Origin of the sequence: Thalassospira sp. B30-1 (assembly GCF_015767575.1) — a bacterium.
Lineage (GTDB): Bacteria > Pseudomonadota > Alphaproteobacteria > Rhodospirillales > Thalassospiraceae > Thalassospira > Thalassospira xiamenensis.
This window is the reverse complement of sequence record NZ_CP065232.1, coordinates 168,144-180,908: the sequence shown is the minus strand read 5'-3', so window position 1 is coordinate 180,908 and position 12,765 is coordinate 168,144. Positions and strand designations below refer to the sequence as shown.

General features: G+C 56.8%; 14 protein-coding genes and 1 pseudogene. 9 read left to right on the top strand and 6 right to left on the bottom strand.

The window, feature by feature from the left end; genetic code table 11:
• Positions 1 to 41 precede the first annotated feature (41 nt).
• From phnG to phnN, 8 genes and pseudogenes are all read left to right on the top strand, one after another.
• Entirely contained in the window at positions 42 to 530 is a 489-nt protein-coding gene (gene phnG, locus IT971_RS00835) for a phosphonate C-P lyase system protein PhnG (protein ID WP_063093609.1), read from the top strand.
• Positions 527 to 1,135, top strand: coding sequence for a phosphonate C-P lyase system protein PhnH (gene phnH / locus IT971_RS00830; protein WP_063093608.1), 609 nt, complete (start codon positions 527 to 529; stop codon positions 1,133 to 1,135). The genes phnG and phnH overlap by 4 nt, the downstream gene beginning before the upstream one ends.
• 1 nt (position 1,136) lies before the next feature.
• A pseudogene (locus IT971_RS00825) lies at positions 1,137 to 2,278 on the top strand (carbon-phosphorus lyase complex subunit PhnI).
• 5 nt (positions 2,279 to 2,283) lie between these two features.
• A complete protein-coding gene (locus tag IT971_RS00820) occupies positions 2,284 to 3,213 on the top strand; it encodes an alpha-D-ribose 1-methylphosphonate 5-phosphate C-P-lyase PhnJ (RefSeq protein ID WP_063093606.1) in 930 nt (309 codons plus the stop codon).
• Positions 3,213 to 3,995 (top strand): phosphonate C-P lyase system protein PhnK, encoded by a 783-nt coding sequence (gene phnK / locus IT971_RS00815; RefSeq protein WP_063093605.1) that lies wholly within the window; start codon positions 3,213 to 3,215, stop codon positions 3,993 to 3,995. The genes IT971_RS00820 and phnK overlap by 1 nt, the downstream gene beginning before the upstream one ends.
• Positions 3,996 to 4,005: 10 nt before the next feature.
• Positions 4,006 to 4,710, top strand: coding sequence for a phosphonate C-P lyase system protein PhnL (phnL, locus tag IT971_RS00810; protein WP_082822613.1), 705 nt, complete (start codon positions 4,006 to 4,008; stop codon positions 4,708 to 4,710).
• Complete coding sequence (locus tag IT971_RS00805; RefSeq protein WP_063093604.1) at positions 4,703 to 5,845, top strand: alpha-D-ribose 1-methylphosphonate 5-triphosphate diphosphatase; 1,143 nt, start codon at positions 4,703 to 4,705, stop codon at positions 5,843 to 5,845. The genes phnL and IT971_RS00805 overlap by 8 nt, the downstream gene beginning before the upstream one ends.
• Positions 5,842 to 6,468, top strand: coding sequence for a phosphonate metabolism protein/1,5-bisphosphokinase (PRPP-forming) PhnN (phnN, locus tag IT971_RS00800; protein ID WP_063093603.1), 627 nt, complete (start codon positions 5,842 to 5,844; stop codon positions 6,466 to 6,468). Before IT971_RS00805 ends, phnN begins: the two co-directional genes overlap by 4 nt.
• A gap of 61 nt (positions 6,469 to 6,529) precedes the next feature.
• Here phnN and IT971_RS00795 read toward each other — a convergent pair whose 3' ends face one another.
• The 6 genes from IT971_RS00795 to IT971_RS00770 form a co-directional block, all read right to left on the bottom strand.
• Positions 6,530 to 7,225, bottom strand: a complete 696-nt coding sequence (locus IT971_RS00795; protein ID WP_063093602.1) for a DUF1045 domain-containing protein — start codon at positions 7,223 to 7,225, stop codon at positions 6,530 to 6,532.
• A 23-nt stretch (positions 7,226 to 7,248) separates the two neighbouring features.
• Entirely contained in the window at positions 7,249 to 7,896 is a 648-nt protein-coding gene (locus IT971_RS00790) for a chloramphenicol acetyltransferase (RefSeq protein WP_063093601.1), read from the bottom strand.
• A gap of 3 nt (positions 7,897 to 7,899) precedes the next feature.
• Entirely contained in the window at positions 7,900 to 8,712 is an 813-nt protein-coding gene (phnE, locus tag IT971_RS00785; RefSeq protein WP_037990637.1) for a phosphonate ABC transporter, permease protein PhnE, read from the bottom strand.
• A 68-nt stretch (positions 8,713 to 8,780) separates the two neighbouring features.
• Complete coding sequence (phnD, locus tag IT971_RS00780) at positions 8,781 to 9,797, bottom strand: phosphonate ABC transporter substrate-binding protein (protein ID WP_063093600.1); 1,017 nt, start codon at positions 9,795 to 9,797, stop codon at positions 8,781 to 8,783.
• A gap of 72 nt (positions 9,798 to 9,869) precedes the next feature.
• Positions 9,870 to 10,709, bottom strand: a complete 840-nt coding sequence (gene phnC, locus IT971_RS00775; protein WP_063093599.1) for a phosphonate ABC transporter ATP-binding protein — start codon at positions 10,707 to 10,709, stop codon at positions 9,870 to 9,872.
• Positions 10,710 to 11,011: 302 nt separating this feature from the next.
• The gene (locus tag IT971_RS00770) at positions 11,012 to 12,004 is read right to left on the bottom strand and encodes an Ldh family oxidoreductase (protein WP_063093598.1); all 993 of its coding nucleotides are present in this window, start codon (positions 12,002 to 12,004) and stop codon (positions 11,012 to 11,014) included.
• Between the two features lie 231 nt (positions 12,005 to 12,235).
• Here IT971_RS00770 and IT971_RS00765 point away from each other — a divergent pair, with 231 nt between their 5' ends.
• Positions 12,236 to 12,700 (top strand): META domain-containing protein, encoded by a 465-nt coding sequence (locus IT971_RS00765; RefSeq protein WP_051682270.1) that lies wholly within the window; start codon positions 12,236 to 12,238, stop codon positions 12,698 to 12,700.
• The last annotated feature ends 65 nt before the right edge of the window (positions 12,701 to 12,765 follow it).

The following is a 12,765-nucleotide window of genomic DNA, read 5'->3' as shown; positions in this document are numbered from 1 at the left end:
AATTTTGAATTTGTCGATACCCGCATAGAAGGATCAAACAGATGACGGCGCAACCCGCACCGCAATCCGGATCAGACCACGGATCGAACATCGATCCCGCCACACAGGCACGCCACCGCTGGATGGCGGTGCTGGCCCGCACGAACCGCGCAATTCTTGAACAGGAATGGCACGATCATTTTGCCAATGTGCAATGGAGCCACCTGCGCGAACCGCAAATCGGCATGGTCATGGTGCGCGGTCGCGCCGGTGGGGCCGGGCAGCGCTTCAACCTTGGCGAAATGACCGTCACACGCTGCGCGGTCACTTTGTCCGACGGCACCGTCGGTCATGCCTATGTCAAGGGGCGCGACCGGATACAGGCACAATATGCCGCCCTGTTTGATGCGATCATGCAACGCGACGATGGTGCGTCCGATTTCATCGACATGCTGGCCCGCCAGCAGGCCGAGGCAAAACGCGAAGCCGCCCGCAAGGCTGCGGCCACCAAGGTCGATTTCTTTACCCTTGTCCGCGGAGAAGACGAATGACCCTGCAACCACGGACCCCCGAATTGCTGCGCGGTTTTGAAAATGCCGCCTTTGAGTCCAATGCCGTTTTCCGCACCCTTCTTGATGCGATGGCGCATCCCGGTCGGATTTACGATCTGCCGCTTGATCTCCCGGCACCGGTCGGGCTGAACAAATCCGCAACCGCCTTTCTGCTGGCGATGGCCGATATGGATACGACAATCTGGCTGTCACCTGATTGCGCATCGGACGGGGCCAATGCCCATCTGAAATTCCATTGCGGCAGCCCGATCACCGGAACACCATCCGCTGCCGATTTTGCCGTGGTCAACCTTGGCGAAGATCTTGGTTTCATCACCGATCTGGCGCTTGGCAATGCCGAATATCCCGATCAGTCGGCAACCCTGATCCTGATGGTCGAAGACATATCGGACAAGGCCGACATGATCCTGCGTGGGCCCGGCATCAAGGACAGCCAGAACCTTTCCGTGCCCGGCCTGCCCGCTGCCTTCCACGCATGGCGTTCTGAAAACCATCATCTGTTCCCCTGCGGTGTCGATGTCGTCTTTGCCGCAGATCGCAAAATCGCCGCCCTTCCGCGCACCACCCGGATCGAGGTCAGATAAAATGTATGTAGCCGTCAAAGGTGGCGAACGCGCCATCAACAATGCCCACCGGCTTCTGGCCGAAAAACGCCGTGGCGACAGGGACGTTGCCGAGATTGAACCAGCCAGATCGAACAGCAATTGTCGCTTTCGGTCACCCGCGTCATGGCCGAAGGATCGCTTTATGACCGCGATCTCGCCGCCCTTGCCATCAAGCAGGCGCGCGGTGATCTGATCGAGGCGATCTTTCTGATGCGCGCCTATCGCACCACGCTGCCGCGCTTTGCCTTTTCCAAACCGGTCAAAACCGCCGAAATGGATATCGCACGCCGCATTTCGGCAACCTTCAAGGATCTGCCGGGTGGGCAGATTCTGGGCCCGACATTTGATTACACGCACCGCCTGCTTGATTTCACCCTGATGGCCAATGGCGAGGAACCGGCAACCGCCCACACCGCCGATCACCCGGTTGATGAAACCATGCCCCGCGTTCTTGACGACCTTCTGAATTACGAGGGCCTGATACAGGATGAACCCAACCCGACCAATGATGACGCCCCGGTCGCCGACCTGACGCGCGAGCCGGTCAAATTCCCGGCGGATCGTGATCTTCGCCTGCAAAATCTCGCCCGCGGGGACGAGGGCTTTGTTCTGGCACTCGGTTATTCCACCCAGCGCGGCTACGCCAACAGCCACGCCTTTGTCGGTGAAATCCGCTATGGCAGCGTTGCGGTCGAAATCGAACCCGAAGAACTCGGCTTTGCCATTGATATCGGTGATATCGAACTGACCGAATGCGAAACCGTCAACAAGTTCAAGGGTTCCAAAACCAAACTGCCGCAATTCACCCGTGGCTACGGGCTTGTCTTCGGTCAGAACGAACGCAAGGCGATTTCGATGGCACTGGTGGATCGCGCCATGCGCGCGCGTGAAATGGGCGAACAGGTCATGGGCCCGGCCCAGGACGAGGAATTCGTCATGGAACATAGCGACAATGTGCAGGCAACCGGCTTTGTCGAACATATCAAGCTGCCCCACTATGTCGATTTCCAGGGCGAACTTGAACTTGTCCGGCGCATGCGTGCCGAAGTGCTGGAACGTCTGGCAAAGGCGGACGCAGCCGATGCCAAAAACGCCAGATCACAACCCGAAGCCGCGGAGTAACCAATATGGAACAGACCGTAAATAATCCGGTGGAAGCATCTTCGGCCTATAATTTTGCCTATCTTGACGAACAAACCAAACGCATGATCCGGCGCGCGTTGCTAAAGGCCGTTGCCATCCCAGGATATCAGGTGCCGTTTGCCGGTCGCGAAATGCCGATGCCTTATGGCTGGGGTACGGGCGGGGTGCAGGTCACGGCCGCCGTCATCGGCCCGGACGATACGCTTAAGGTCATCGATCAGGGCGCAGATGACACCACCAATGCCGTGTCGATCCGGCAATTCTTTGCCAAGACCGCCAATGTCGCCACCACGGAAAAAACCGCCGAGGCATCGATCATCCAGACCCGCCACCGCATTCCCGAAAAGGAACTGCGCGAAGACCAGATCCTTGTCTATCAGGTGCCAATCCCCGAACCGCTTCGCTTCCTTGAACCGCGCGAAACCGAAACCCGCAAGATGCACGCGCTTGAGGAATACGGGCTGATGCATGTGAAGCTTTATGAGGACATTTCGCGTCACGGCCATATCGCCACCACCTATGCCTATCCGGTGATGGTCGATGATCGTTATGTCATGGACCCGTCGCCGACACCGAAATTCGACAATCCGAAAATGGACATGATGGCCGCCCTGCAACTTTTCGGGGCCGGACGCGAAAAACGCATCTATGCCCTGCCGCCTTACACCAAGGTCAAAAGCCTCGATTTCGATGATCACCCGTTCGAGGTGCAAAGCTGGAAAGACGAATGCGGCATGTGCGGCGCAACCGACAGCTACCTTGACGAAGTCATCCTCGATGACAGGGGCAACCGGATGTTCGTCTGCTCGGACACCGATTATTGCAGCGAACGGCAGGAAGCCGGCCATCGCGGCCCGCAACATCATGATCAGCCCCTTGGCACCAGCCACAGCAACGGAAAGGCCGCAGAATAATGACCCATTCACATGAACCGCTTCTGCGCGTTTCCGACCTGACCATGATGTATGGCGACCGGGTCGGTTGCCGCAATGTCAGCTTCGAACTCCGCCCCGGCGAAGTGCTTGGCATCGTGGGTGAATCCGGCTCCGGAAAATCAACTTTGCTGCGCAGCATTGCAGCCCGGCAGGAACCGACCAAGGGCACGGTCGAATATCACACCCGCATTGATGGCATCCGTGACGTCTATCAGATGTCCGAAGCGCAACGTCGATTGCTGATGCGCACCGACTGGGCGTTTGTCCACCAGAATGCCCGCGATGGTTTGCGCATGAATGTCAGTGCCGGGGCCAATATCGGCGAACGCCTGATGGCGGTCGGTGATCGTCATTACGGCAACATCCGGAATGCCGCGGAAAACTGGCTTGGCAAGGTCGAAATTGCCACCGAACGCCTTGATGATCTGCCCTCAACCTTTTCGGGTGGCATGCAGCAACGCCTGCAAATCGCCCGCAACCTCGTAACCAGCCCGCGTCTCGTTTTCATGGACGAACCCACGGGTGGTCTGGACGTCTCGGTTCAGGCCCGCCTGCTCGATCTGCTGCGCGGGCTGGTTCACGACCTTAATCTGGCGGTGATCATCGTCACCCACGATCTGGCGGTCGCCCGCCTGTTATCGCATCGCCTGATGGTCATGCAGAACGGCCAAGTGATCGAAAGCGGCCTGACCGATCAGGTGCTCGACGATCCGCAGCACGCCTATACCCAGCTGCTTGTTTCTTCCATCCTGCAAAATTAGGGCGATTGAAATGTCTGAAATGCTTCACGCCAAAAACGTCGCCAAGGGCTTTACCCTGCATACTCAGGGCAGCGTCACGATCCCGGTTTTCGAAGGGGTGGAATTCCACCTCAATGCCGGTGAATGCATCGCGCTGACCGGTGAATCCGGATCGGGGAAAAGCACCTTCATGCGCATGCTTTATGCCAATTACACCTGTTCAAGCGGCTCGATCAGCGTGCTGCACGATGGCGACTGGCTTGATATCACCACCGCAAGCCCGCATGCGATCCTTGATATGCGCAAACGCACCATGGGCTATGTCAGCCAGTTCCTGCGCGTCATCCCGCGCGTACCAACACTTGAAATCGTCGCCGAGCCCCTGATCGCGCTGGGCACGGCCCGCGAAACGGCACTGGCAAAGGCCCGCGATCTTCTGACCCGCTTGCGCATTCCCGAACGTCTGTGGCAACTTTCCCCCCTGACCTTTTCCGGGGGCGAACAGCAACGCGTGAATATCGCGCGCGGTTTCATCGCCGATTATCCGATCATGCTGCTTGATGAACCGACCGCATCGCTTGACACCCAAAATCGTGCCACGGTTCTGGCATTGATTGAAGAAGCCAAGGCACGCGGCGCTGCCATTGCCGGTATTTTCCATGATCACGATACCCGCGATGCGGTCTGCACGGGATCGTTTGATGTGACTTCGTTTAAAGTTGGGGCCAATGACTGAACAGATTTTTACCAATGCCAAAATTGTCCTGGCCAATGATGTCATCGAAGGTGCCGTTCAGATCAAAGACGGACTGATCACCGATATCTCGGACCGCCCGTCCAATCTGCCCGGTGCCGAAGACATGGGCGGCGATTATCTGATGCCCGGTCTGGTCGAACTTCATACCGACAATCTCGAAAAACACCTGACCCCGCGTCCCAAAACCCGCTGGCCCGCTACCGCTGCGGTGATTGCGCACGACAATCAGGTCGCCAGTGCCGGCATCACAACGGTCTTTGATGCCATCTCAGTCGGCGACGTCTCAGACGGATCAGAACGGATCGAACGACTGGTTGAATCGGTGACTGCCCTTCAGCATGCGCTCGAGAACAACCTTTTGCGCGCAGATCACAAACTGCATCTGCGCTGTGAAACGTCCTATGGCGGGCTGGTCGAGGCACTCGATAATCTGGTTGATCTGCCTCTAGTCAAGATGCTCTCGGTGATGGATCACACGCCGGGCCAACGCCAATTCGTCAGTCTGGATGCCTATTACACCTATTATCAGGGCAAATACGGCCTCTCGGACGAGGAAATGCGCAAATTCGTCGCCAGCCGCAAACGTGATTCCGAACTGTATTCCGCCAAACACCGCCGCCACGTTGTCGACGTCGCCCATAGCCGGGGCCTTGCACTGGCAAGCCACGATGACGCGACCGAGGAACACGTTGCCGAAGCCGTCGCCGATAAAATGACGGTGGCCGAATTCCCGACGACACTGGCGGCTGCCAAGGCATCACACGAAGGCGGGCTTGGCGTGATGATGGGCGGGCCGAACCTTGTGCGCGGCGGCTCACATAGCGGCAATGTCGCCGCGGGCGATCTGGCAAAGCACGGCTATCTCGACATTATCTCAAGCGACTATGTCCCGCACAGTCTGCTGCATGGCGTCATGAAACTGTTTGATGATTTCGATGCCTATGACCTGCCGCGTGCGGTGCGCACCGCAACATTGACCCCGGCAAAACAGGTCGGCCTTGATGACCGGGGCGAAATTGCGGTTGGCAAACGCGGCGACCTGATCCGGGTCCATCATTCACCGCATCATCCGATTGTGCGTGGTGTGTGGCGTCTGGGAAGCCGCGTGTCATGATCGCGCGCCATGACACCCCTCATGGCGTTTCGGAAAATGGATTGCTGATTCTTGTCGTCGGCCCCAGCGGGGTTGGAAAGGATACCCTATTGGATGCGGCGCGGGCACGTTTGCACGACGATGAAACCATCCTGTTTCCCCGTCGCTGCATTACCCGCCCGGCCGGATCGGTTGGCGAAATCCATATTCCTGTCCGCGCCGAGGATTTTGCTTCGATGGCAAAGCAGGGGGCCTTCCTGCTGAGCTGGCGGGCGCACAATCTTTGTTACGGCATTCCCAATCATGTCCAGAACGACGTCGCCAACGGCAAAATCGTTGTCGTCAACGCCTCGCGCAGCGTGATTGACGATGCCCGCGATCTTCTGGGTTCCGATCACGTCCGGGTCATCAGCATCCGCGCGGGCGAGGATGCCCTTCGCCAACGCCTTGTGGCCCGTGGCCGCGAAAGTTCCGACGATATCGAACAACGCCTGCGGCGTGCATCGGCCTATCAGGTCGATGGTCCCAACGTGATCGCCGTTGAAAATGACAATGACCTTGAAACCGGTATTGGCCGTTTCATTGATGCCATTTTCCATCGCCCGGCCCCAAAGAACCAATCGCCCGGAAACAGGGCAGTCTAAACAAAAAATGCTGCAGCAAAACACTGCAGCATTTTTTTAACTTCCGGAGCGCAATCACCCGTCATCCAAGCGCAAAGCGTCGCAACAAATCAAACGGCTTTCCATCCCCCGGATCACCAAAAAGACAGACATCGCTGATCGTAAATGGTGCCTCGCACAACGGTGCAACAATCGGGGCAAGCGCATCGCGCACCCGCATCAGCCGATCCGGATCAAGCTTGCCGGTCAGGGTCAGGTGAAAACGGAATTCTTCCATCACATAGGGATACCCCCACCGGACCAGATATTCTTCCTGCCGGTCACTCAGTCCCGATGCACGGCGTTTGTTCATCGCGGCTTCGTCTTCGGGCTGGCGAAAACCGTCAAGCACCTTCACAAGGCCGGATGCCAGATCGCCAAGCCCGCCGACCGGTTCGGTCGGGACAAGTGCGATGAAACTTCCGATGGCTTTCAGGATCAGGGGACCGCACGCAACCGGGCTTGCCCCGGCGCAATAGTCGGCAATCGCGCTTTCAAGCAGCGCGCGTGTCTGCCCATCCTTTAAGGCAAATGGCGGTTTCAGGGTGCCATGAAACCCGTATCGCGATGGGGAAACGGTGATCGATGCGATCTCGTCCCGGTCAAGTCCCGCAACATCCGGGCGCGCGATTTCCCGCCCGGTTGCCGGATCACGCCCCAGCCAGGCATTGCCAAAATCCGCCAGATCACTGTTGGCTTTTGGTGCATAATAAACAGCATAACGCTGATAATCGGTCATGGGGCCTCAGATTGGATGTCGATTTATCGCAAATCGTATTTCAGACAGAAATCCCGTACCGGCAGACGCCGAAAATCGTCAAGCCGTTCTGCCAATGTTGCATGATCCCAGTCCCACCAGCAAATACGAAGCAGCGCATCAACAATTTCCGGATCAAATCGCGGCCGAAGCGGTTTGGCCGGAATGCCGGTGACAATGGTGTAGGGCGGCACATCCTTGGTCACCACCGCACCCGAACCGACGACGGAGCCGATCCCGATGGTAACCCCACCCTGAACAATCGCGCCATGCCCGATCCAGACATCATGATCAAGCTTGACCCGCTTTTCCCGGCGCCAGTCAAAAAATGCCGGATCATCATCGCCAAGCTCATAGGCACTCGACCGGTACTGGAAATGATGCATCGATGCCCGGTCCATCGGGTGCTGCCCCGGATTGATCCGCGTGTGGGCGGCGATATTTACGAATTTCCCGATGTCGGAATAGATGATCTCGCTGTCATTGACGACATAGGAATAATCACCCATCACGCTTTCGCGGATGCTGGTGCGCGGGCCAATTTCGGTCCAGACACCAAATTCGCAATCAACCACCACCGCACTCGGATCAATCGTCGGGGCCTCCGACAATTGTTTCATTGCCGGTTTGGCCTGCGTAATCTTGAACGTCATGGATCAGGTCACCAGTTTGCGCAGACGCTGCGAAATCACATCAAGCAGACTAACCGATATGATGATGATGATCATGACCGCTGCGGTTTCCGCGTAATAAAATGCGCGGATATATTCCCACAAAACCATGCCAATGCCACCCGCACCAACGATGCCAAGAACGGTTGCCGACCGCACGTTGCTTTCAAACCGGTACAGCGAATAGGAAATCCAAAGCGGAAGAACCTGCGGGATCACCCCAAAGATGACCTCCTGCAACCCGTTGGCACCGGTGGCCCGGATACCTTCGACCGGTTCGGGATCAATTGCCTCGACGGCTTCTGAAAACAGCTTTGCCAGAACGCCGGTGGTATGGATCCAAAGCGCAAGGACACCTGCAAACGGACCAAGACCAACCGCAACAACGAACAGCATGGCAAAAACCATTTCATTGATCGCGCGGAAGGAATCCATCAGGCGGCGTACCGGCTGGTAAACCCAGAACGGAACGATGTTTTCAGAACACAGAATGCCAAACGGGATCGAACAGACAATCGCAAGCGCCGTACCCCAGATCGCAATCTGGATGGTGATCCACATTTCGCTGACATAGGTTTTCCACATCAGGAAATCCGGCGGGAAAAACCCGTCCGCGAAATCGACCATGTTGCCACTGTTTTCCACCAGCGCCATCGGACGCATATCCGCGCCTTCCCAGGACCAGGCCAGAAGACCCATGATGATGGTCCATAAAAGAATATTGGCAGCGGATCGTTTCAGATCGCGTGGCGGAAGTTCCGCCGGTGCCGCCGCGGCAGAAGAAATACTGCTGTTCATGGTGTTAATCCCGGATGGTAAAAAAGCAAACAGGGAGCCCGCATGCGGGCCCCCTGCCATAGAACCGGTTACTCGTAAGAAACCAGAATGTCGAGTTCGGCCAGTTTCATGTCGATCTCGGCAATGCGGGCAGCTTTTTCATCCGCCGACAATTCTGCCGTGTTCTCGATTTTCAGCTTGTTTTTATACAGTTCAAGCTGACGGATCGGGTAAAGCTGCGCATTGCTGCTTTCCATGAACTTGCCCATGCCATCCTGAATGCCGCCAAGAACCTTGTTGGCTTCTTCAACATTGCCCAGACGACCATAACCAAGGAAGAACGCCTTGATTTCGGATTTCAGTTCACGCGACATATCCTTGCGATAAACCATCGGATCAGACGGGATCAGCGGCGAGGTCCAGATCACCTTGACCTTGTCGGTGATTTCCGGCTTGACCATCTGGGTGCGGGCAAGCTGTTCGGAATTGTTGGCTGCAACATCAACCTGATTATTGGCAGTCGCCATCAGGTTGGTTTCATGGTTCGCATTGCGAACGGTCTTGAAGCAGTTTTTCGGATCAACGCCGTTCTGCGCAAAGACGTAATAGGTCGGAACCAGGAAGCCAGAGGTCGAGTTCGGATCACCGATACCGAAGTTAAGCGTGCCGTCGCATTTCAGCATATCAGCAAGCGTGTTGAGCTTGTCGTTATCAGCCTGGGTGATGATGTGGGAATAATAGCCGTTCGTGCCATCGCTTTTGGACGTCTGGACGAAAACCTCGCCGCCCGCACGATCAACGGCTTCCATCGCCGACTTGTTACCGAACCAGCCAACGTGAACCTTGCCAAAACGCATGCCTTCGATGATCCCGGCATAGTCCGGCGCGAAGAATGCTTCGACATCCTTGCCAAGGGCTTCTTCCAAATCCTCGATCAACGGCTGCCACTGGGCTTTCAGGTTGGAGCTGGATTCAGTTGAGATAAAGCCGAAAACGATGGTTTCCGGGTCTTTTTCAAGCGGCTTGAATTCGACATCGGCATAGGCCACGCCGGTTACGAGCATGCTGGCAGCAAGGGCTGCGGATGCAATTGTCTTGCGGATCATGGGAAGTCCCCCGTCAGGTTGGTTGGTAGAGGTGAAATAAAAAGAGGTAAGGCAGAGAGAAATCGTCCTGATCTAGCTTGAAGCGAACGCCAGATCCTTCTCCGCAACCCTGCTCTTGGCCGGAACTTGATCCGGGGCAGGTGCGAAAAGCTCGGAAGAATATTCGCCGTAAAGTTCGCGCAGGAATTCCGGCGTCAGTTCGGTGGATGGGCCGTCAAAAACGACTTCGCCATCGCGCATCGCAATCGTGCGCGCACAATAATCACGGGCATAATCGACCTGATGCAGCGATACGATCACGGTGACATTGTCTTCGCGGTTCACCCGATCAAGCGTATTCATCACCTTGCGTGATGACGCCGGATCAAGCGATGCAATCGGCTCATCGGCCAGAATAAGACGTGCGCCCTGCGTAATCGTGCGCGCAATCGCCGCACGCTGCTGCTGCCCGCCCGAAAGGTTGCGCGCCTTTTTCATCGCATGCCCGTCAATGCCGACACGCTTTAACGCGGTCATTGCCCGCATGCGCTCGGCCTTGGTGAACAGGCAAAGCGACCCGCGCCATGCCGGCACCCGGCCCAGCATCCCGGTCAGAACATTGGTCAGAACCGTCAGGCGGCTGACCAGATTGAATTGCTGAAACACAACGCCGATATCGGCCCGCACCTTGCGCGCACCCCGCGCAATGCGACCGTTCTGCTGGATGACTTCACCGAATACTTCGATCTTGCCACCATCGCGATCCCCGCGCAGCAAACCGGCAATATGACGGATAAGGGTGGATTTGCCCGAACCGGACGCCCCGATCAGCGCGACCATCTCGCCCTCGCGGACCTGTAAACTGACATTGTTCAATGCCCGTTTATCGCGCGAGAAGCTCTTGTTCAGTCCGGAAATATCTACGACCAGCATTAAAGTCCGCCTGCTTGTGTTTCGCTGGTCAAGAAGCTACGCACAAACCGCGACTCTATGGTGACGATGATGTTACAGTTCGATGATTACGACGCCTTCATTTCACCGACAACAATCAAACTTGTCTATACATCAATATATTATTCAAATAAAAAAACGCTCATCCAAGAAATGGCAGTGTAATAATTCAATTATTACTTGTGACCGCGTTCACAAATATGGATACAGGCGGGCCAAATCACAAAAAACCCCGACAGAAAGAAACTGCCGGGGTCTCGTATTTCGCATCATCGCGTATGGATTTACTTGATGGCTTCAATCGCGGCGATGACATCATCTTCGATATCCAGCCCCTGAATTTCCGCATCCCGCCGCGCATTCTGCCCGCGTCGCCCCGGCAACCGCACGGTTTCCTCAAGCGCGATCTCATCTGCGATATAGCGCAAATGATCAATGATCCCCGCCCCGCCAACCGCAACCGGATCAATCGCAATAACCATCTGACCCAATGCCGGCGGCGCACCCTTGTCATCAAACAGCGACGATGACTGATGCCCGAATTGCGCACCGGTCAATCCGGCGGCCAGCATTTCGACCATCATGGCAAGGGCTGCCCCCTTGACCCCGCCTGCCGGAACCATCGTGCCTTCAAGCGCCTTGACCGCATCGGTGGTCGGATTGCCGTCTGCATCCAATGCCCAGTCATCGGGGATCGGAACCCCTTTCTGCTTGGCCGCCATGATCTTGCCGCGCGCCACCTTGGACAATGCCAGATCAATCACGATCGGATCGCCATCGCCGATCGGGGTGGCAAAGGCAATCGGGTTGGTGCCAAACATCGGACGACGCCCACCCCAGGGCGCCATCGCGGCCGGGGCATTGGCAAACATCATCGCCGCCAGCCCCGCCTCGGCCAGTCTTTCCACGGTAAATCCCATCACCCCGGCATGATGGGATTTATGGATTGCCGCCACCGCAATCCCCTGCGCACGCGCGATATCGGGCAATCGTTCGATCATCAGGTCAAGTGCCGGATAGGCAAAGCCGAGCTGCGCATCGATCCGCAACACGGCGGGAAACGGCTGATCGGCAACCGGTTTGGCAAACCCGTCCACCTTGCCCGCACGGGCCTGCGCGGCATAGGCCGGAACGCGGCGCAAACCGTGCCCTCCCTGCCCTGCGGCCTCGGCCGTGATCAGGGCGGTTGCCACCGATCTGGCATTGTCGGGATCAACCTTGCAACGCAGCAGGGTATCACACACAAGCGCATGTGCGTCTGACAGGGTAAGCTTCATGATGATGACCTTAAAGATGGTGGCGGGCCCGGATACCATAGCCCCCGGCACCGCCAAGCGCAAAGGTCTTGTGCACCGCAACCCTGCCAAACCCTTACGACAGAACGATAAAAATGCGCTGTAACCCTGCTAAAATTTCGCCGCAAAGTCGTATGAGTATCCCGGCATGGTTCATGCTGCTCGAAACACGGCATTCAGACCCGGACAGCCTCCAAACACAGGATATTTCCAATGCGCAAAGCAACCTCTTTAACCTTCGCCGCATTTGGCATCGCCAGCAGCCTGTGGCTTGCCGGTTGTGCAGCCACGACCAAACCGGCCGAGGAAAAATCCCCCGCCGACTGGTCGGCCATCGCGGATCGCGACTGGCAATTGATGCGGATTGAGGCCAAAGACAAAACCCTGATGCCAATGACCCCGATCCTCGCCAGCATCAATTTCACCAAGGATGGCAAGGTTGCCGGATCGACCGGTTGCAACCGCTATTTCGGGAATTACACCCGAAACGACACCGCCCTTGATGTCTCCCCGCTTGGCAGCACCAAAATGATGTGCATGGAAAACGCGATGGAGATCGAAGACGCCTTCATCGCCGCCATGGCCGATGTCAAAGGCTGGAAATTGCAGGAAGACGATCTGATGCTGGTCGACGCCAGCAACAAGTCAATCATGACATTCGAGCAGATCAAACCGTAAACCGACCGGCCAACACCCGCACAAAAGGGGCGCATTGTTTTGCGCCCCTTTTTACGTCTATCCGT

Coding starts and splice junctions, on each gene's coding strand:
- phnG (WP_063093609.1), top strand. CDS start 42: ATGACGGCGCAACCCGCACCGCAATCCGGATCAGACCACGGATCGAAC.
- phnH (WP_063093608.1), top strand. CDS start 527: ATGACCCTGCAACCACGGACCCCCGAATTGCTGCGCGGTTTTGAAAAT.
- IT971_RS00820 (WP_063093606.1), top strand. CDS start 2,284: ATGGAACAGACCGTAAATAATCCGGTGGAAGCATCTTCGGCCTATAAT.
- phnK (WP_063093605.1), top strand. CDS start 3,213: ATGACCCATTCACATGAACCGCTTCTGCGCGTTTCCGACCTGACCATG.
- phnL (WP_082822613.1), top strand. CDS start 4,006: ATGTCTGAAATGCTTCACGCCAAAAACGTCGCCAAGGGCTTTACCCTG.
- IT971_RS00805 (WP_063093604.1), top strand. CDS start 4,703: ATGACTGAACAGATTTTTACCAATGCCAAAATTGTCCTGGCCAATGAT.
- phnN (WP_063093603.1), top strand. CDS start 5,842: ATGATCGCGCGCCATGACACCCCTCATGGCGTTTCGGAAAATGGATTG.
- IT971_RS00795 (WP_063093602.1), bottom strand. CDS start 7,225: ATGACCGATTATCAGCGTTATGCTGTTTATTATGCACCAAAAGCCAAC.
- IT971_RS00790 (WP_063093601.1), bottom strand. CDS start 7,896: ATGACGTTCAAGATTACGCAGGCCAAACCGGCAATGAAACAATTGTCG.
- phnE (WP_037990637.1), bottom strand. CDS start 8,712: ATGAACAGCAGTATTTCTTCTGCCGCGGCGGCACCGGCGGAACTTCCG.
- phnD (WP_063093600.1), bottom strand. CDS start 9,797: ATGATCCGCAAGACAATTGCATCCGCAGCCCTTGCTGCCAGCATGCTC.
- phnC (WP_063093599.1), bottom strand. CDS start 10,709: ATGCTGGTCGTAGATATTTCCGGACTGAACAAGAGCTTCTCGCGCGAT.
- IT971_RS00770 (WP_063093598.1), bottom strand. CDS start 12,004: ATGAAGCTTACCCTGTCAGACGCACATGCGCTTGTGTGTGATACCCTG.
- IT971_RS00765 (WP_051682270.1), top strand. CDS start 12,236: ATGCGCAAAGCAACCTCTTTAACCTTCGCCGCATTTGGCATCGCCAGC.